This is a genomic window from Xanthomonas sp. SI (assembly GCF_014236855.1).
Lineage (GTDB): Bacteria > Pseudomonadota > Gammaproteobacteria > Xanthomonadales > Xanthomonadaceae > Xanthomonas_A.
The window spans coordinates 4,325,315-4,344,437 of the sequence record NZ_CP051261.1; the positions used below are offsets into that span (position 1 = coordinate 4,325,315).

General features: G+C 66.1%; 19 protein-coding genes. 13 read left to right on the forward strand and 6 right to left on the reverse strand.

What is annotated here, in order from left to right:
* Positions 1 to 9 precede the first annotated feature (9 nt).
* Together HEP75_RS18265 and HEP75_RS18270 are read right to left on the reverse strand one after the other, a co-directional pair.
* A complete protein-coding gene (locus HEP75_RS18265; RefSeq protein ID WP_185824457.1) occupies positions 10 to 654 on the reverse strand; it encodes a CoA transferase subunit B in 645 nt (214 codons plus the stop codon).
* 1 nt (position 655) lies between these two features.
* Positions 656 to 1,393, reverse strand: coding sequence for a CoA transferase subunit A (locus tag HEP75_RS18270; RefSeq protein WP_185824458.1), 738 nt, complete (start codon positions 1,391 to 1,393; stop codon positions 656 to 658).
* Positions 1,394 to 1,527: 134 nt separating this feature from the next.
* On the opposite strand from HEP75_RS18270, the gene HEP75_RS18275 reads away from it, so the two are divergent.
* Positions 1,528 to 2,874, forward strand: coding sequence for a phosphomannomutase (locus HEP75_RS18275; protein ID WP_185824459.1), 1,347 nt, complete (start codon positions 1,528 to 1,530; stop codon positions 2,872 to 2,874).
* Positions 2,875 to 2,914: 40 nt separating this feature from the next.
* Positions 2,915 to 4,318: a mannose-1-phosphate guanylyltransferase/mannose-6-phosphate isomerase gene (locus tag HEP75_RS18280; RefSeq protein ID WP_179568585.1), complete on the forward strand. Its 1,404-nt coding sequence runs from the start codon at positions 2,915 to 2,917 to the stop codon at positions 4,316 to 4,318.
* Between the two features lie 81 nt (positions 4,319 to 4,399).
* On the opposite strand, the gene rfbD is transcribed toward HEP75_RS18280, so the two are convergent.
* From rfbD to rfbB, 4 genes are read right to left on the reverse strand one after another with little or no spacing between them, the layout of a single operon-like run.
* Entirely contained in the window at positions 4,400 to 5,317 is a 918-nt protein-coding gene (gene rfbD, locus HEP75_RS18285; protein WP_185824460.1) for a dTDP-4-dehydrorhamnose reductase, read from the reverse strand.
* The gene (gene rfbC / locus HEP75_RS18290; protein ID WP_185813999.1) at positions 5,314 to 5,871 is read right to left on the reverse strand and encodes a dTDP-4-dehydrorhamnose 3,5-epimerase; all 558 of its coding nucleotides are present in this window, start codon (positions 5,869 to 5,871) and stop codon (positions 5,314 to 5,316) included. Before rfbC ends, rfbD begins: the two co-directional genes overlap by 4 nt.
* Positions 5,868 to 6,755, reverse strand: coding sequence for a glucose-1-phosphate thymidylyltransferase RfbA (gene rfbA, locus HEP75_RS18295; protein ID WP_185821058.1), 888 nt, complete (start codon positions 6,753 to 6,755; stop codon positions 5,868 to 5,870). Before rfbA ends, rfbC begins: the two co-directional genes overlap by 4 nt.
* Positions 6,756 to 6,812: 57 nt before the next feature.
* Positions 6,813 to 7,868 (reverse strand): dTDP-glucose 4,6-dehydratase, encoded by a 1,056-nt coding sequence (gene rfbB, locus HEP75_RS18300; protein ID WP_185814001.1) that lies wholly within the window; start codon positions 7,866 to 7,868, stop codon positions 6,813 to 6,815.
* A gap of 237 nt (positions 7,869 to 8,105) precedes the next feature.
* On the opposite strand from rfbB, the gene HEP75_RS18305 reads away from it, so the two are divergent.
* The 11 genes from HEP75_RS18305 (at position 8,106) to HEP75_RS18355 (ending at position 19,087) form a co-directional block, all read left to right on the forward strand.
* Positions 8,106 to 8,852 (forward strand): electron transfer flavoprotein subunit beta/FixA family protein, encoded by a 747-nt coding sequence (locus HEP75_RS18305; RefSeq protein ID WP_179568594.1) that lies wholly within the window; start codon positions 8,106 to 8,108, stop codon positions 8,850 to 8,852.
* Entirely contained in the window at positions 8,852 to 9,808 is a 957-nt protein-coding gene (locus tag HEP75_RS18310; protein WP_185824461.1) for an electron transfer flavoprotein subunit alpha/FixB family protein, read from the forward strand. Before HEP75_RS18305 ends, HEP75_RS18310 begins: the two co-directional genes overlap by 1 nt.
* Positions 9,809 to 9,824: 16 nt before the next feature.
* Positions 9,825 to 10,814 (forward strand): lysylphosphatidylglycerol synthase transmembrane domain-containing protein, encoded by a 990-nt coding sequence (locus tag HEP75_RS18315; RefSeq protein ID WP_185814004.1) that lies wholly within the window; start codon positions 9,825 to 9,827, stop codon positions 10,812 to 10,814.
* Between the two features lie 107 nt (positions 10,815 to 10,921).
* Entirely contained in the window at positions 10,922 to 12,310 is a 1,389-nt protein-coding gene (locus tag HEP75_RS18320) for a UbiA family prenyltransferase (protein WP_185824462.1), read from the forward strand.
* Entirely contained in the window at positions 12,310 to 13,617 is a 1,308-nt protein-coding gene (locus HEP75_RS18325; RefSeq protein ID WP_185824463.1) for an FAD-binding oxidoreductase, read from the forward strand. The genes HEP75_RS18320 and HEP75_RS18325 overlap by 1 nt, the downstream gene beginning before the upstream one ends.
* A gap of 2 nt (positions 13,618 to 13,619) precedes the next feature.
* Entirely contained in the window at positions 13,620 to 14,348 is a 729-nt protein-coding gene (locus tag HEP75_RS18330) for an SDR family oxidoreductase (protein WP_185824464.1), read from the forward strand.
* Between the two features lie 29 nt (positions 14,349 to 14,377).
* Positions 14,378 to 15,049 carry a class I SAM-dependent methyltransferase gene (locus HEP75_RS18335; protein WP_185824465.1) on the forward strand — a complete coding sequence of 224 codons (672 nt, stop codon included), beginning with the start codon at positions 14,378 to 14,380 and terminating at the stop codon, positions 15,047 to 15,049.
* Between the two features lie 29 nt (positions 15,050 to 15,078).
* The gene (locus HEP75_RS18340) at positions 15,079 to 16,023 is read left to right on the forward strand and encodes an NAD-dependent epimerase/dehydratase family protein (protein WP_185824466.1); all 945 of its coding nucleotides are present in this window, start codon (positions 15,079 to 15,081) and stop codon (positions 16,021 to 16,023) included.
* A 29-nt stretch (positions 16,024 to 16,052) separates the two neighbouring features.
* Positions 16,053 to 17,360 carry an NAD(P)/FAD-dependent oxidoreductase gene (locus tag HEP75_RS18345; protein WP_185824467.1) on the forward strand — a complete coding sequence of 436 codons (1,308 nt, stop codon included), beginning with the start codon at positions 16,053 to 16,055 and terminating at the stop codon, positions 17,358 to 17,360.
* Positions 17,357 to 17,758 (forward strand): GtrA family protein, encoded by a 402-nt coding sequence (locus tag HEP75_RS18350; RefSeq protein ID WP_185824468.1) that lies wholly within the window; start codon positions 17,357 to 17,359, stop codon positions 17,756 to 17,758. The genes HEP75_RS18345 and HEP75_RS18350 overlap by 4 nt, the downstream gene beginning before the upstream one ends.
* Before the next feature lie 39 nt (positions 17,759 to 17,797).
* Entirely contained in the window at positions 17,798 to 19,087 is a 1,290-nt protein-coding gene (locus HEP75_RS18355) for a hypothetical protein (protein ID WP_185824469.1), read from the forward strand.
* Positions 19,088 to 19,123: the final 36 nt, after the last annotated feature.

The window sequence follows — 19,123 nt, forward strand, 5'->3', positions numbered from 1 at the left end:
CGCGCAACGCTACGAACGCACAGCCATGCGCTGAAACGGCACCCCGGTCTTGGCAACGAGTTCCGCATCCTCCACGCCATCGGCCGCCTCGACCAGTACCAGGCCCTCCGCACTCACGTCGAACACCGCCAGGTCGGTGATGATGCGGTCGACCACGCCCACGCCGGTCAGCGGCAGGTCGCACTCGGGCAGGAGCTTGTGGCTGCCGTCCTTGGCCACGTGCTCCATCAGCACCACCACGCGCTTGACCCCGGCGACCAGGTCCATCGCCCCGCCCATGCCCTTGACCATCTTGCCCGGCACCATCCAGTTGGCCAGGTCGCCGCGCGCGCTGACCTGCATCGCGCCGAGGATCGCCAGGTCGATATGCCCGCCGCGGATCATCGCGAAGGAATCGTGGCTGCCGAAATAGCTGGCGCCGGCGCGCGCGGTGACGGTCTGCTTACCGGCGTTGATCAGGTCGGCGTCGACCTGGTCCTCGCTCGGGAACGGGCCGATGCCGAGCAGGCCGTTCTCCGACTGCAGCCACACGTCCACGCCCTCGGGGATGTGGTTGGCGACCAGGGTCGGCAGGCCGATGCCCAGGTTCACATAGGCGCCGTCGGTGAGTTCGCGGGCGGCGCGCTGCGCCATTTCGTCGCGGGTCCAGGCCATGTCAGGCGTCCTTCTGGCGCAGGGTGCGCTGTTCGATGCGTTTCTCGGGATGCGGGTTGTGCACGATGCGGTCGACGTAGATGCCAGGCAGGTGCACCTGGTCCGGATCGATGCTGCCGGTGTCGACGAGTTGCTCGACCTCGGCGATGCAGACCTTGCCGGCCATCGCGCAGGCCGGGTTGAAGTTGCGCGCGGTCTTGCGGAACACCAGGTTGCCGGCCGCATCGGCCTTCCACGCCTTGACCAGCGCCACGTCGGCCTGCAGCGCGGTTTCCAGCACGTAGTGCTTGCCGTCGAATTCGCGCGTCTCCTTGCCCTCGGCGACGATGGTGCCGTAGCCGGTGGCGGTGAAGAACGCGGGAATGCCGGCGCCGCCGGCACGCAGGCGTTCGGCCAGCGTGCCCTGCGGGTTGAACTCCAGCTCCAGCTCGCCGGCCAGGTACTGGCGCTCGAATTCCTTGTTCTCGCCGACGTAGGACGAGATCATCTTGCGGATCTGCCGGGTCGCCAGCAGTTGGCCCAGGCCGAAGCCATCAACGCCGGCGTTGTTGGAGATCACGGTCAGGCCGGTCACCGCACTGTCGCGCAGCGCGGCGATCAAAGCCTCGGGGATGCCGCACAGGCCGAACCCGCCGACCGCCAGGGTCTGGCCATCGCCCACCACGTCGGCCAGCGCCGTGGCCGCGTCGGGGAAAAGCTTGCCGCGCCGTCCGGTCGCCCGGGTAGAGGTGTCGCCCATTCGCCAGCTCCGCATTCGGAAGTAGACAAGTAGTTTAGCCGCTCGCCGCGCGCGGCCTGCTGCGCACTGCCGCAATGACCGATTAAGGGCCGGAACGTTACACTCCAGGTTCCCCCATCCAAGGTCCCTCCCCTATGTCGCTTCCCGCATTCAAGGCCTACGACATCCGCGGTCGCGTTCCCGACGAACTGAACGATGACCTGGCCCGCCGCATCGGCGTGGCCTTGGCGGGGCAATTGGAGAGCGGGCCGGTAGTCGTGGGCCACGACGTGCGCCTGGCCAGCCAGGGGCTGCAGGACGCGCTGTCGGCCGGCTTGCGCGCCAGTGGCCGCGAGGTCATCGACATCGGCCTGTGCGGCACCGAGGAAGTGTATTTCCAGACCGATCACCTCAAGGCTGCCGGCGGGGTGATGGTCACCGCCAGCCACAACCCGATGGACTACAACGGGATGAAGCTGGTGCGCGAGAATGCGCGCCCGATCAGCTCCGATACCGGCCTGTTCGCGATCCGCGACACTGTGGCCGCCGACACCGCGCCGGCCGGCACGCCGACCGCCGCCGAGCACAGCCGCCCGGACAAGTCCGCCTATATCGCGCACCTGCTGAGCTACATCGACATCGGCTCGCTCAAGCCGCTGAAGCTGGTGGTCAACGCCGGCAACGGCGGCGCCGGCGCCATCGTCGACCTGCTGGCGCCGCACCTGCCGTTCGAGTTCGTGCGCGTGTTCCACGAGCCGGACGGCCACTTCCCCAACGGCATCCCGAACCCGCTGCTGCCGGAAAATCGCGAGGCCACCGCCAAGGCGGTCAAGCAACACGGCGCCGACTTCGGCATCGCCTGGGACGGCGATTTCGACCGCTGCTTCTTCTTCGACGAGAACGGCCGTTTCATCGAAGGCTATTACCTGGTTGGCCTGCTCGCGCAGGCGATCCTGGCCAAGCAGCCGGGCGGCAAGGTCGTGCACGATCCGCGACTGACCTGGAACACGATCGAGATGGTCGAGGACGCCGGTGGCGTGCCAGTGCTGTGCAAGAGCGGGCATGCCTTCATCAAGGAGAAGATGCGCAGCGAGAACGCCGTGTACGGCGGCGAGATGAGCGCGCACCATTATTTCCGCGAGTTCGCCTACGCCGACTCGGGCATGATCCCGTGGCTGCTGATCGCCGAACTGGTGTCGCAGTCGGGTCGCTCGCTGGCCGACCTGGTCGAGGCGCGCATGCAGAAGTTCCCGTGCAGCGGCGAGATCAACTTCAAGGTCGCCGATGCCAAGGCCGCGGTGGCGCGGGTGATGGAGCACTTCGCCACGCACGCGCCGGCGCTGGACTATACCGACGGCGTCAGCGCCGAATTCGCCGACTGGCGCTTCAACCTGCGCAGCTCCAATACCGAACCGCTGTTGCGCCTGAACGTGGAAACGCGTGGCGATGCGGCATTGCTGGAAGCGCGCACGCAGGAAATTTCCGACCTGCTGCGCGACTGATCTCCCCTCCCCCCAGACGCACTATGGAGTTCCCCCGCCCATGAGCGACGTCCTACCCATCATCCTGTCCGGCGGCTCCGGCACCCGGCTCTGGCCGCTGTCGCGCGAGTCCTATCCGAAGCAGTTCCTGCCGCTGGTCGGCGAACACAGCATGCTGCAAGCCACCTGGTTGCGTGCGGCGCCCGTCGCCGGGCACGCGCCGATCGTGGTCGCCAACGAAGAGCACCGCTTCGTTGCCGCCGAGCAATTGCAGCAGATCGGCGTCAAGCCGCAGTCGATCCTGCTCGAGCCCAAGGGCCGCAATACCGCTCCGGCCATCGCCGTGGCGGCGCTGGAGGCGACCCGCAACGGCGCCGACCCGCTGCTGCTCGTGCTGCCCTCCGACCACGTGATCCGCGACGAAGCGGCGTTCCAGGCCGCGGTACGCGCGGCCGCCGCGGCCGCCGAGCAAGGCAAGCTGGTCACCTTCGGGATCAAGCCGACCGCGCCGGAAACCGGCTACGGCTACATCAAGGCCGGCGCCGGCAACGGCGTCAGCGCGGTCGAGCGCTTCGTCGAGAAGCCGGACCTGGCTACTGCGCAGGGCTATCTTGCTTCGGGCGAGTACTACTGGAACAGCGGCATGTTCCTGTTCCGCGCCTCGCGCTACCTGGAAGAGCTGCGCCGCTTCCAGCCGGCGATCGCCGACGCCTGCAGCAAGGCCTGGGAAGCGTCCAAGCGCGACGCCGATTTCACCCGCCTGGACAAGGACGCCTTCGCCGCCAGCCCGTCGGACTCGATCGACTACGCAGTGATGGAGAAGACCGCCGATGCGGTGGTGGTGCCGCTCGATGCCGGCTGGAACGACGTCGGTTCCTGGTCGGCCTTGCTCGAAGTCTCGCCGCAGGACGCGCAGGGCAATGCGCACCACGGCGACGTGATCGAGATCGATTGCCGCAACACCTACGCCTACGGTTCGCGGCTGATCGCGATGGTCGGGCTGCAGGACGTGGTGGTGGTGGAGACCGACGACGCGGTGCTGGTCGGGCACCGCGAGCGCATCCAGGAGGTCAAGGAGATCGTGGCCAGGATCAAGGCCAGCGGCCGCTCCGAGGCCACCTGGCACCGCAAGGTGTATCGCCCGTGGGGCGCCTACGATTCGATCGACAACGGCCAGCGTTTCCAGGTCAAGCGCATCACCGTCAAGCCCGGCGCCACGCTGAGCCTGCAGATGCACCACCACCGCGCCGAGCACTGGATCGTGGTCAGCGGCACCGCCGAGGTCACCCGTGGCGAAGAAGTGCTGCTGCTCACCGAGAACCAGAGCACCTACATCCCGCTGGGCGTGACCCATCGCCTGAAGAACCCGGGCAAGCTGCCGCTGGAACTGATCGAGGTGCAGTCCGGCAGCTATCTGGGCGAGGACGACATCGTGCGCTTCGAGGACACCTACGGGCGCACTTGAGTCCTGCTGCAGCGCAAAGAAAAAAGCCGGGTCGATGCCCGGCTTTTTTCGTTTCCGCCTTTCAGGCCGGCGTGTGCCGCGCTATGCGGATTGTGGCGCTTGTGCGGCCAGTTCGCCGATCACCTGGCGCAGGCCATCGCGCCACTGCGGCAACACCAGCGAAAAATCGCGCTGCAGCTTAGCGATGTCCAGCCGCGAATACGCCGGGCGCTTGGCCGGCGTCGGATACTCGGCCGTGGCGATCGGCAGCACGCGCGGCGCACGCGCCAGCAGACCCGCGGCGAGCGCGTCTTCGAAGATCGCCTCGGCGAAACCGTGCCAGGTGGTCTCGCCGGCGGCGGTCAGGTGCCAGGTCCCAGATTGCGCGGCAGCGCGTTGCTCGAGGACTTGCGCGGTGATGTCGGCGATCAACGCTGCCGGTGTCGGCGTGCCGGCCTGGTCGGCGACCACGCGCAGTTCGTCGCGCTCGGCGCCGACGCGCAGCATCGTGCGCAGGAAGTTGCTGCCGTGCGCGGCGTAGACCCAGGCGGTACGGAAGATCAGGTGCTGCGCGCCGGAAGCGCGGATCGCGTCTTCGCCGGCGAGCTTGGTTGCGCCATACACGCCCAGCGGCGCCGTCGGCGCGTCCTCCGGGTACGGGCGGGTGCCCTGGCCGTCGAACACGTAGTCGGTGGAGTAATGCACCATCGGCACGCCATGCGCCGCACACCAGCCGGCGATCGCCGCGGGCGCTTCGGCGTTGGCACGCAACGCGGCGTCGCGCTCCTGCTCGGCGCGATCCACGGCGGTATAGGCCGCCGCATTGATTACGGCCGTCGGCTGCAGCCGGTCCAGCAAGGCGCCCAGCGTCTGCGGCTGGTCGAAGTCGGCGCTCTCGCAGGCGCTGCCGTCAGGCAGGCGGCCGCTGCGCGTGGTCGCCAGCAACGGCCCGCGTGCGCCCAGCGCGCGCAGCAGCTCCTGGCCGACCTGGCCGTTGGCGCCGAACACCAGCGTGGTCACGGCGCGTACACCGGCAAACGTTCGGCGGCGATGTCGGCCAGGAACGGCGCCACCGCATCCTTGGCCGACAGCAGCGGCTGGCTGATCGGCCAGTCCACGCCGATCGCCGCGTCGTCCCAGCGCACGCCGGCGTCGGCTTCCTTCACGTACACATCGGTGCACAGATAGCTGAACACCGCACGCTCGGACAGCACCGCGAACCCATGCGCGAAGCCTTCCGGGATCCAGAACTGTTTCTTGTTCTCCGCGCTCAGCACCACCGCCGCCCAGCGACCGAAGTGCGGCGAGCCGCGGCGGATGTCCACGGCGACGTCGTAGACCTCGCCTTCCAGCACGCTGACCAGCTTGCCCTGCGGGCGCGGCCATTGGTAATGCAGGCCGCGCAGCACGCCCTTGGCCGAGGTCGAGACGTTGCTCTGCACGAAATTGGTCGGCAGCCCGTGCTGGCCGAAACGCTCGGCGTTCCAGGTCTCGAAGAAGTAGCCGCGTTCGTCGCCGAACACCGCCGGCTCGATCACCACGCAGCCGGGCAGATTGGTTTCAATCACTTTCACGGAACGATTCCTCGTACAGCCAGTTCATGCAGGTATTTGCCGTAGTCGTTCTTCAACAGCGGCGCGGCGAGTTTCTCCAGCTGCGCGGCATCGATCCAGCCCTGGCCGAACGCGATCTCCTCGGGACAGCACACCTGCAGCCCTTGCCGCGACTGGATGGTCTCGATGAAGTTGGAAGCCTCGTGCAGCGACTGGTGCGTGCCCGTATCCAGCCAGGCGTAGCCGCGGCCCAGCGGTTCCAGGTGCAGTTCGCCCGCGTCCAGATAACGGCGGTTGAGATCGGTGATTTCCAGCTCCCCGCGCGGCGAGGGCTTCAACGCGGCTGCGTGCTCGCTGGCCTGGCCGTCGTAGAAGTACAGGCCGGTGACCGCATAGTTGGAGCGCGGCTGGGCCGGCTTTTCGGCGATGTCGATGACCTTGCCGGCCTGGTCGAACTCGGCCACGCCATAGCGCTCAGGGTCGTTGACCCAATAGCCGAACACGGTGGCGCCGTGCTGCCGCGCATCGGCGCGGCGCAGGGTCTCGGTCAGGCCATGGCCGTGGAAGATGTTGTCGCCCAACACCAGGCAGCTCGGCTTGCCGTCGATGAACTCGCGGCCGATCAGGTAAGCCTGCGCCAGTCCGTCCGGACTCGGCTGCACCGCGTACTCCAGGCGCATGCCCCACTGCGAGCCGTCGCCCAGCAGCGCACGGAACAAGGCCTGCTCGTGCGGGGTGTTGATGATCAGCACCTCGCGGATGCCGGCCAGCATCAGCACGCTGAGCGGGTAGTAGATCATCGGCTTGTCGTACACCGGCAGCAGCTGCTTGCTGACGCCCTTGGTGATCGGATACAGCCGGGTGCCGGAGCCGCCGGCCAGGATGATGCCTTTGCGTTGGGTCATGAGGTGCTTCCTAGGAAGTCCGCACATCGGTGTGCGGGCTCTTGCGAGGGACTCGCGTTATGCCGCCGTGCCGATGCGTTCCAGCCGGTAGCTGCCGTCGAGCACGCCCTGCACCCAGGCCTGGTTGGCCAGGTACCAGTCCACGGTGATGGCGATGCCCTGCTCGAAGCTGTACTTCGGCTCCCAGCCCAGTTCGTTCTTCAGCTTGGACGCATCGATCGCGTAGCGCCGGTCGTGGCCGGGGCGGTCGGCGACATGGGTGATCTGGCTGGCGCGCGGCTGGCCGTCGGCGCGCGGGCGGCGCGCATCGAGCAGCGCGCAGATCGCCTGCACCACCTCGATGTTCTGCTTCTCGGAGTTGCCGCCGACGTTGTAGGTCTCGCCGACCCGGCCCTTGGCCAGCACCGTGCGGATCGCCTCGCAATGGTCGCCGACGAACAGCCAGTCACGCACCTGCTTGCCGTCGCCGTAGACCGGCAGCGGCTCGCCGGCCAGCGCCTTGGCGATCACCAGCGGGACCAGTTTTTCCGGGAAGTGGTACGGGCCGTAGTTGTTGGAGCAGTTGGTGGTCAGCACCGGCAGGCCGTAGGTGTGGTGGAACGCGCGCACCAGGTGGTCGGAGGCCGCCTTGGAGGCCGAGTACGGCGAATTGGGCGCGTACGGCGTGGTCTCGGAGAACTTGCCGGTCTCGCCCAGGGTGCCGTAGACCTCGTCGGTGGACACGTGCAGGAAGCGGAACGCGGCGCGCGGTCCTTCCGGCAACGCCTTCCAGTGGTCGCGCACCGCTTCCAGCAGGCCCAGGGTGCCGACCACGTTGGTCTGGATGAAGGCGCCGGGGCCGTCGATCGAGCGGTCCACATGGCTCTCGGCGGCGAAGTTCAGCACCGCGTCGGGCTGGTGCTCGCGCAGCAACCGGGCGACCAGGTCGCGGTCGCCGATATCGCCTTGCACGAAGACGTGGTCGGGATTGCCCTCCAGCGTCGCCAACGTGTTCAGATTGCCGGCGTAGGTCAGCGCATCGAGATTGATCACGCGGACGCCGCGCGACACCGCTTCCAGCACGAAATTGCCGCCGATGAACCCGGCGCCGCCGGTTACAAGCCAAGTAGCCACTGTCACGTCTCCTGGTCGGGCGCCGCGAGGCGCGCCGGTGCTCAAACCGCACAGGATATACGCTTTGCCGGGGACGGTCGCCTGCGCCCGCTGTGCCGGGTTCAGACTCAGGCAGCCGCCTGCGACGGCCACCATACGCCCTCGCATGGTCCACCGCTGCCGGTTAGAATCCACCGACTGCCCCGTGCCAGCCGCCGCGGCCGGGCCTTCCCGTATTGCTGAAGGATCTCTTACAAGATGAAAATCCTCGTCGCCTACAAGCGCGTGGTGGACTACAACGTCCGCATCCAGGTCAAGCCGGACGGCTCCGGCGTCGTGACCGAGGGCGTCAAGCTTTCCCCCAATCCGTTCGACGAAATCGCCCTGGAAGAGGCGCTGCGCCTGCGCGACGCCGGCATCGCCAGCGAAGTCGTGGTGGTCACTCTGGCCCCGGCCGATGCCGCCGCGCACCTGCGCAACGGCCTGGCGATGGGCGCCAACCGCGCCATCCACGTGGTCACCGATGCCGCGATCCAGCCGCTGACCGCGGCCCGTACCCTGCTCAAGCTGGTCGAGCAGGAGCAGCCCGACCTGGTGATCCTGGGCAAGCAGGCGATCGACGACGACGCCAACCAGACCGGACAGATGCTGGCCACGCTGTGGGGCCGCCCACAGGCGACCTTCGCCGGCAAGCTGGTGGTCGCCGACGGCAAAGCCACGGTGACCCGCGAGGTCGACGCCGGCCTGGAAACGCTGGAAGTGGACCTGCCGGCGGTGGTCACCACCGACCTGCGCCTGAACGAACCGCGCTTCATCAAGCTGCCGGACATCATGAAGGCCAAGAGCAAGCCGCTGCAGACCCTGGCCTTCGCCGACCTGGGCGTGGAGTCCAACGACAGCCTCGCCACTACCCACTACGCGCCGCCGCCCAAGCGCAGCCGCGGCGTGATGGTCAAGGACGCCGCCGAACTGGTGGCCGCACTCAAGCAGAAGGGGTTGTTGTAATGGCCAAGATCCTCGTCGTCGCCGAACACCTGAACGGCCAGCTCAACGCGGCCACCGCCAAGACCGTCAGCGCGGCGCAGGCGCTGTCGCCGGAAACCATCGACATCGTGGTGCTGGCCGCCGACCCGGCCGCGGTCGCCGCGCAGGCCGCGCAGATCGCCGGCGTGAGCCGCGTGCTCACCGTCGCCGATCCGGCCAACGAACACGCCATCGCGCAGGTGCTGGGGCCGCAGATCGCGCAGCTGGCGCAGGGTTACAGCCACGTGTTCGGCCCCTCCACCACCTTCGGCAAGGACCTGATGCCGGTGGTCGCCGCGCTGCTCGGGGTCAACCAGATCTCCGACCTGATGGCGGTCGATGGCGAATACGCCTTCAAGCGCCCGATCTACGCCGGCAACGCGATCATCAGCGTGCAGGCGCCCGCCGACCAGACCGTGGTCGCCACCGTGCGCAGCGCCTCGTGGCCGGAAGCGGCCCGCTCCCGTGAAGGCGATAGCGGCAGCGCGGCGATCGAAGCGGCCAGCGTGAGCGCCACGCTGCCGACCCACACCCGCTTCGTCGGCCTGGCCGCCGGCAGCTCCGACCGCCCCGACCTGCAGAGCGCCAAGCGCGTGGTCTCCGGCGGCCGCGGCGTGGGTTCGGCGGAGAATTTCCAGATCATCTACAAGCTGGCCGACAAGCTCGGCGCCGCGGTGGGCGCCTCGCGCGCGGCGGTGGATGCCGGCTACGTGCCCAACGAACTGCAGGTCGGCCAGACCGGCAAGATCATCGCCCCGGACCTGTACGTGGCGGTCGGCATCTCCGGCGCGATCCAGCACCTGACCGGGATCAAGGACGCCGGCACCATCGTCGCGATCAACAAGGATCCGGAATCGCCGATCTTCGAGATCGCCGACATCGGGCTGGTGGGTGACTTGTTCACCTTGCTCCCGGAACTGGAAACGGCGCTGGGTTGACGCCGATGCGGTTCCGATGACCTCGCTGCCGCCCTCCGGCGCCGACGGCATGCCGATGCCGCGGCGGCGGCGCATCGATCACCTGGCCGGGTTCGTGCTGCTGTTGTGCGCGGGCTACGTGGCCACGCTGTTCTGGGTGGACCGCGGCAACGGGACGTTCTCGCGATTGAGCGAGGTCGGCCACCTGATGGCGCTGGCGACCTTGCCGGTCAGCGCCAGCTACCTGTTCCGGTACTGGCGCTGGCGCTGGCTGCTGCAGCGCTACGGCCATCCGGTCCCGTTCGTCGCCGGGCTGGCCGGCTACCTGGCCGGCTTCGCCTTGACCGCGACGCCGGGCAAGGCCGGCGAATTGCTGCGTATCCGCTATTTCGCCCGCATGGGCGTGCCCGCGCGGCGCACCATCGCCGTGTTCGTGTTCGAGCGCGCGTCCGACCTGCTGATCATTCTGGCGCTGTCGCTGCTGGCCGCTCCCGTATTCCCTACGCTGGGCGTGCTGGCGGCGGTGGTCCTGGCCTTCGTCGGCCTGTTGTTCGGCGCGGCCGCCTGGCCGCCGCTGCTGGACCGGCTGACCGGCCTGGTGCGCTGGATGCCCGGGCGCTGGCTGCAGCGCCTGGCCCAGTTCGCGCTGGCCGCGGCGCTGGAGCTGCGCGGCTGCCTCGGTGCGCGCCAGTTCGGCCAAAGCATGGTCGCCGGGTTGATGGCCTGGGGCCTGACCTCCTCGGTGTTCGTGGGCCTGTGCCTGGGGATGGGCCTGCAGTTGGACCCCATCGTGGCGTTCGGCATCTACCCGCTGGCGATGCTGGTCGGCGCGCTGTCCTTCGTGCCCGGTGGCGTCGGCACCACCGAACTGGCGATCGTGCTGATGCTCGACCGCCTCGGCATCGCCACCGCCGACGCGATCGCCGTGGCGGTGGCGGCGCGCCTGGTCACGCTGTGGTACGCCATTCTGGTCGGCGCGCTGGCGATGATCAGAGCCGAGTTCCGGCCCCGCGGCAGGGCCATCTGATCCGCTAGGTATAATCGCGGCCCCGCAATGGACCGCCAGGCCGTCGAATGTCCGCCCCTACCAGTTCCCCGCCCCACCATCCGGCAGTTTCGGGGCGAGCCCTGTGCGTGGATCTGGATGGCACCCTGCTGAACTCGGACATCCTCTACGAGTCGGTGCTGGCGCTGCTGGCACGCAATCCGCTGTACCTGTTCCTGCTGCCGCTGTGGTTGCTGCGCGGCAAGGCGGCGCTGAAGCGCGAACTGGCCACGCGCGTCACCTTGCCGGCCGAGACCCTGCCCTACAACGAGAAAGTCCTGGAACTGCTGCGCACCACCACGCAGCGTCCGCGCGTGCTGTGCACCGCATCCGATGCCTTGCTGGTGACGCCGATCGCGGAGTATCTGGGCCTGTTCGAGCAGGTGATCGCCAGCGACGGCAAACGCAATCTCTCCGGGCGCAACAAGGCCGATGTCCTGGTCGAAACGTTCGGTGCCGGCAATTTCGACTATGCCGGCAACGGCAGCGTGGACCTGCACGTATGGGAGAAAGCCGGCGGCGCCTGGGTCGTCAACAATGGCACCGCGCTCAGCAAGGCCGCCGCGCAACGCACCACGGTGCATGCGCATTGGCCCGCGCCGCCGCGCGCCCGTGCCTGGCTGAAGGCGCTGCGGCTGCACCAGTGGCTGAAGAACCTGCTGGTGTTCGTCCCGCTGCTGACCGCGCATCGCTTCCTGGATCCGGAGTCGGTGCTGCAGGCGGCGATCGCACTGATCGCATTCGGCTTGTGCGCCTCCGGCGTGTACGTGCTGAACGATTTACTCGACCTCACTCCGGACCGGCAGCACCCGCGCAAGCGCAAGCGTCCCTTCGCCGCCGGCCGCCTTCCCCTGCTGCACGGCCTGTTCGCCGCTCCGGCGCTGACCGTGGCCGGACTCGCGCTGTCGCTGGCCTGCAACCTGGAATTCACCCTGGTGCTGCTGGCCTACTACGTGATGACGCTGGCGTACTCGCTGCGGCTGAAGCGGATCGTGATGATCGATGTGGTGCTGCTGGCGGCGCTGTACACGGTGCGCATCATCGGCGGCGCGATGGCGATCGGCGTCGAACTGTCGTTCTGGCTGCTGGCGTTCTCGATGTTCATGTTCCTGTCGCTGGCCCTGCTCAAGCGCTATACCGAGTTGCACGCGATGCTCAACAGCGGCAAGACCAAAGCCAGCGGACGCGCCTACTCGGTGGAGGACCTGTCGCTGCTGCAGTCGATGGGCGCCGCCGCCGGCTACATCGCGGTGATGGTGATGGCGCTGTACATCAACAGCCCGGAGAGCGTGGAACTGTATAGCCACCCGAAAGTGCTGTGGCTGGTGTGCCCGGTGTTGCTGTACTGGGTGAGCCGGGTCTGGGTGATCGCGCACCGCGGCGACATGCACGACGACCCGATCGTGTTCGCCGCCACCGACCGGGTCAGCCAGGTGGTGGTGGTGCTGTGCGGACTGTTCGCGCTGAGCGCCATCTGATGGCGGACGCGGGGCAATCCTGGGGACGCTATCCGAAGGCGAGGCAGGCGTTGCTGCCGGTCACCGACCGGGCAGCGGACCTGCCGGCATTCGACGGCCACGCGCTGCCGCGCGGCAACGGCCGCAGCTATGGCGACAGCTGCCTGGACCCGGACGGCAGCTTGCTGTGCACGCGTGGCCTGGACCGGTTCATCGCATTCGATCCAGCGACCGGCCTGCTGCGCTGCGAAGCCGGGGTCACCCTGGCCGAGATCATCGACCTGGCCTTGCCGCAAGGCTGGTTCCTGCCGGTCACCCCGGGCACCCGCTACGTGACCGTGGCCGGCGCAATCGCCAACGACGTACACGGCAAGAATCACCACCGCACCGGCAGCTTCGGCCACCATGTGCACGCCTTCGAGCTGCTGCGCAGCGACGGCACGCGCCGCGTGTGCACGCCCGACGACGATGCCGAAGGCTGGTTTGCGGCCACCGTCGGCGGCCTCGGATTGACCGGCCTGATCACCTGGGCGCAACTCCAGTTGCGCCGGGTCGCGAGCGCCGCCCTGGAAACGGAGAACATCCGGTTCGGTTCGCTCGACGAGTTCTTCGCCTTGTCCGCGGCCTCCGCCGACAGCCACGAATACAGCGTCGCCTGGATCGACTGCCTGGCCAGCGGCCGCGCGCGCGGCCGCGGCCACTTCACCCGCGCCGACCATTGCCCGGGCCTGCCGGAAGAACGGCCCAAGCCCCCGGGCGCAGGCCTGCCGATGCCGCTGACGCCGCCGTTCTCGCTGGTCAACCAGCTGTCGCTGCGGCCGTTCAACGCGCTGTACTTCTGGCGCCAGCCTGCGCCGCGCAAGCGCTCGGTCAGCCACTTGCTGCCGTTCTTCTATCCGCTGGACGGCATCCGCAACTGGAATCGCATGTACGGCCCGGCCGGTTTCCTGCAGTACCAGTGCGTGCTGCCGCCGGCGGCCTCGCGCGACGGCATCGATGCGTTGCTGGCGGAGATCGCGCGCAGCGGCAGCGGCTCGTTCCTGGCGGTACTGAAGGAGTTCGGCGCCGCGCGCTCGCTCGGCATGCTGTCATTTCCGCGCCCGGGCACCACCCTGGCGCTGGATTTCCCCAATAGCGGCCCGGAGGTGTTTCGGCTGCTGGAACGGCTGGACCGCATCGTCGACGCGGCCGGCGGCGCTCTGTACCCTGCCAAGGACGCGCGCATGAGCGCGGCGTCGTTCCAGCGCGCCTACGGCCGCTGGCGGGAATTCAGCCATTACCTCGATCCACGTTTTTCTTCCGGCTTCTGGCGCCGGGTCACGGAGTAGACATGCAACGCGTCCTCATCATCGGTGCCACCTCGGCCATCGCCAAAGCCACTGCCCGACGCTACGCCGCACGCGGCGCGGCGATCCACCTGCTCGGCCGCCAAGCCGCGCGCCTGGAGGCGATCGCGGCAGACCTGTCGGTGCGCGGCGCCAAGAGCAGCACTGGCGTGCTCGACGTCAACGACGGCGCGCACCACGGCGCAGCGTTCGACGCGGCATGGTCGGCCCTCGGCGGCGTGGACGTGGTCCTGATCGCGCATGGCACCCTGCCGGACCAGGCCGCGTGCGACGCCTCGGTCGACCTGTCGCTGCGCGAGTTCGCCACCAACGGCACCTCCGCGATCGCGCTGTGCGCGGCGCTGGCGCCGCGCCTGACGTCTGGCGCGACGCTGGCGGTGATCTCGTCGGTCGCTGGCGACCGCGGCCGCGCCAGCAACTACCTGTACGGCAGCGCCAAGGCCGCGGTCAGCGCCTACCTCAGCGGCCTCGGCCAGCGCCTGCGTCCGGCCGGGATCAACGTGCTCACGGTCAAGCCGGGCTTCGTCGACACGCCGATGACCGCCGCCTTCAAGAAGGGCGCGCTGTGGGCCAAGCCCGACCAGATCGCAAAGGGCATCGTGCGCGCCGTCGATCGCCGGCGTGCCGTTGCATATCTGCCTGGGTTCTGGTGGGCAATAATGATGGTGATCAAGAACATCCCGGAGTTCGTTTTTCGTCGCATTTCTCTATAAACCGACCCATCCACCAAGGAAGTGCTGAGATGCCTGATATCGACCAAGATCTGGATGTGCTCTACCAACATCGTTTCCCCAAGGAAGAACTCGCCAACAAGAACCGGATCTGGCAAGTGTTGTGCAGACAGTATTTCAGCCGGTTCGTCGGGCCGAATGAAACCGTGGTGGACATTGGCGCTGGCTACTGCGAGTTCATCAACAATATTCAAGCTGCCCACAAGATCGCCGTCGACCTCAACCCCGACGTGCGCAAGTTCGCCGCCGACGGCATCCGCATCATCAACGAGTCGTGCGTCGCGGTCAGCTCCATCCCCAGCGCCAGCGTCGATGCAGTGTTCATGAGCAACTTCCTTGAGCATCTGCCGACCAAGGACCTGGTCCTGCAGACACTGCGGGAAAGCGCACGCATGCTCAAGCCGGGCGGCAGGGTGATCATCCTGCAACCCAACATCCGCTTCCTGTACGACGAGTACTGGGATTACTTCGACCACCATACGGCGCTGAGCGATCGCAGCCTGGTCGAGGGCGTATTGATGGCGGGGCTGGATCCGAAGGTCGTGATTCCGAAATTCCTGCCGTATACCACCAAGAGCCGGCTGCCGCAGGCCCCTTGGCTGGTGTCGCTGTATCTGCGCATCCCGCTGGCCTGGCACATTCTTGGCAAGCAGGCGCTGGTCGTCGCGTACAAGCGCGCCTGACCCTTCATCCACTGTTTTCGAGTCCGTCCATGGCACAGAAAAGTGACAAGATCGTCTTGACCGGTGCCGCAGGCCTGGTGGGGCAAAACCTCATCGTCGAGATGAAACAGCAGGGATACACGCAGCTGGTCGCCATCGACAAACACGAGCACAACCTCGAGATCCTGCGCAAACTGCACCCGGACGTGAAGACGGTATTGGCCGACCTCGCCGAACCTGGCGCTTGGACCGAAGCGTTTGCGGGCGCTCAGTTGGTAGTGCAGTTGCATGCACAGATCACCGGCAAGTTCCGCACTTTGTTCGACCGCAACAACCTGCAGGCGACCGAGCGCGTGCTGCAGGCCTGCAGGGACCATCAGGTTCCCTACATGGTGCACATCAGCTCGTCGGTGGTGAATTCGGTTGCCACCGATGACTACACCGAGACCAAGAAGCTGCAGGAGGCGCAGGTGCGCGCCAATGGAATTCCCCATTGCGTGCTGCGCCCCACGCTGATGTTCGGCTGGTTCGATCCCAAGCATCTCGGTTGGTTGTCGCGTTTCATGGCGCGCACCCCCGTCTTCCCGATTCCCGGCGACGGCAAGTTCATGCGCCAGCCGCTGTACGAGCGCGATTTCTGCCGCTGCATCGCCAAGTGCATCGAAACGGAGCCGGATGGCACGGTGTACGACATCGTGGGCGACACTCGCGTGGACTATGTGGACATCATCCGCACCATCAAGCGGGTCAAGAAGCTGCATACGCTTATCGTGCACATCCCGATCGGCTTCTTCGCGTTCCTGCTGCGCACGTATTCGTTGTTCAGCAGCAAGCCTCCCTTTACTGCCGACCAACTGAAAGCACTCAGCGCCGGCGACGATTTCAAGGGAATCGACACCGAAGCGGTGTTCGGCGTGCGGCAGACACCGTTCGAGGACGCCATCCGCGAAAGCTATACCGACCCACGCTACAGCCATATCGTGCTGAAGCGCTGACCAGACAAAACAGACGGAACAACATTGGAATGAGCAAATTCGCCATCACCGGCAGCGGGCCGATGGGCCTAATGGCAGCGCTGGAGCTACTCAAGCAGGGCCACGCGGTCGACGTCTACGAGCGCGACGACCGGATCGGCGGCATGTCGGCCGACTTCGATTTCGATGGCCTGCGCATCGAGCGCTACTACCACTTCATCTGCAAGACCGACTACCCGCTGTTCAAGCTCCTGGATGAGATGAAGCTGTCTGATCGCCTGCATTGGACAGACACCAAGATGGGCTATTACTACGAAGGCAAGCTGCACAAGTGGGGCACGCCGTTCGCGCTGCTCGGCTTCCCGCACCTGGGCCTGATCGACAAGGTCCGCTATGCCCTGCACGTGATGCACACCAAGGGCATCAAGGACTGGACCGCGCTGGACAAGCAGAATGCCCGCGACTGGATTACCCGCTGGATCGGCCCGAAGGCCTACAAGGTGATGTGGGAAAAAGCATTCGCGCTGAAGTTCTTCGAGTACCAGAACGACCTGTCCGCATCCTGGATCGGCACGCGCATCAAGCGCGTGGCGCTGTCCCGGCGCAATCTGTTCAACGAGAGCATGGGCTACCTGGAAGGTGGCTCGGCGGTGCTGCTCGACCGCATGGCCGAAGAAGTCCGTCGACTGGGAGGCAACATCCTGCTCGGGCAGCCTATCGAGGAAATCACTTCCGATGCCGGCAAGGTCACCGGTATCCGCACCCGCGACGGAAAGCATGCCTACGATCGCGTTATTTCCACTGCACCAATCCAGTACGTCCCCAAACTGGTGCCTGGTCTGCCAAAAGACTATGCCGACAAGGTCGATGCCATCGACAACATTCCCGTTGCGTGCGTGATCCTGAAACTGTCACAGCCGCTGAGCGAGAATTTCTGGATGAACATCAGTGACGATCGGATCGCGATCCCGGGCCTGATCGAATACAGCAACCTCAATCCGGGCAAGGGGCCGGGCGAACACATCGTGTACGCACCTTACTACATGCCCAAGACGCATCCGAAGTGGCAGTGGAGCAACCAGCAACTCATCGATGAGGTCATCAGCTACCTGCCGATGATCAACCCGGAGTTCAAGCCCGAATGGATCCGTGCGACCCATTGCCACCGCTATGAGTACGCACAGACCATCTGCCCCCCGGGCTTCCAGGACATGTTGCCGCCGATGAAATCGCCGCTCGACGGCTTTTTCATGGCCGACACGGCCTATTACTATCCGGAAGACCGTTCGATCAACGAAAGCATTGCCGTGGGTCAGACCTTGGCCCGCGTTGCGTCGTCTGGCACGAGCAACGAATGAGGACTTCCGTTCCGTCCCGCCAATTCGTGCTGTTCCTGATCGCCGGTGGACTTGCCGCGGCGATCAATGTCGGCTCGCGTATCGTTCTCAGCCACTGGCTGCACTATGTGCCTGCCATCGTCGTCGCCTACTGCCTGGGCATGATCACCGCTTTCACGCTCAATAAGATGTTCGTCTTCGGCGAAACCAGCAACCGCTTCCACCAACAGGTACTGTGGTTTGCTGCAATCAACCTCGCTGCCGTCGCGCAGACGATCGCGATCAGCCTGCTGTTCGCGCTTTTGCTCCTGCCAGCCATAGGCATCGACTTCCACAGCGAAACAATCGCGCACGCAATTGGCGTCGCCTTTCCAGTCATCACCAGTTACTTCGGCCACAAGCGCTTGTCGTTCGCGTAGAAACGCATCGTTGAAAAAGCACAACGGATACCACCGCACATGATCCTGCACTCCAATCCGCCGAGAGATCGGCAATTCCAGACGCTCAAGGACCGGATTGGGTTCTTTCTCGTCGTCCTTTTCGCTATCGCCTATAAGAGCAACGACGCACTCAGCAACCCGCAGTTCTGGGCGGAAGATGCCACCGTTTTTTTCAAGGACCAGTTCGGAAGCGCGCTACCCCAGCTGTTCACCCCGTATGCCGGTTATCTGCACACCATCCCCAGACTAGTGGCATGGATCGCGTCCTGGCTGCCTTCTGCGAAGGCGCCGCTGATCTACAACGCCTGCGCCGTCATCTTGAGCGCAGCAGCGCTTGCGCTTACCTGCAAGCGGCTGCAGACCTACATTCCCACTTGGATCGTTGCACTGTCCCTCCTTGCTGTGCCGACCAGTGGCGAGATATTCGGCACGATCACCAACGCGCAGTGGTTCCTGCAGTTCGCACTGGCAGCCTACTGCCTTACACCGGCGGAGCGAAGCGGCACGACCCGCGCCTATTTGCTGCGCGCCATTGGCATTCTGGCCATTGCGCTGACCGGCCCCTTTTCCATCTTGCTGCTGATCGTCGTCGCAGGAATGCTCGCTGCTAGCTGGGCAGCCAAGCGGTTTGCCGTGGATCCGTTCGATGGCGCCCTGAGCGACTTTGTCGCCAGCCGCGATTGGTACATATTTTCGGCGCTGTCACTGGGCGCAGTGGTTCAGGCGGCCGTGCTGATCACCAACCCCCCAGCGGAGAATGGAATCCAGCATGGCCTGCTTCCGACACTCAAGAGCACCTTCACCGAGCTCGTGCCAATCCATACCTTTGGCAGCGACTTCCTGACGGGAACTGCCTGGCTTCTTCTGTATGCGCTGATCATCGGCACGCTGGTGCTCTCCAAAAAGATTGACGGGCGCGCCCGCCTGATCGTAATGGGATTCATGGCGTTTGCCGCGATCGAAGCCTTCGCGCCCGTCGCCAGGATGAAGGATTTCTCCCCTCTTTACACACTCGCGGCAGCGGACCGCTACTTCTATCTGGCCAAAGTGATCTGGTGGTGGGCGGTGTGGCTGGCACTCTCTGCAACCGGCAGGCGCAGCCGATCGAATGCCACTGTGATGACCGCCGCGCTGATCTGCTTGTTTGCTATCACCAATCTACAAAACCTGCGGCGAACTGCGTTCATAGATTACGCGTGGCGGAGCCATGCCAAACAGCTTGAGCTGCCTGGTCCTCATACGGTCCCGGTCAATCCTCCGGGATGGGGCGTTACCGTCGAAACCACGCCAACTGAGGCGAAACGATGAGCAGCCGAGGCATAGCCCGAATGGTTCCGCAGAGAG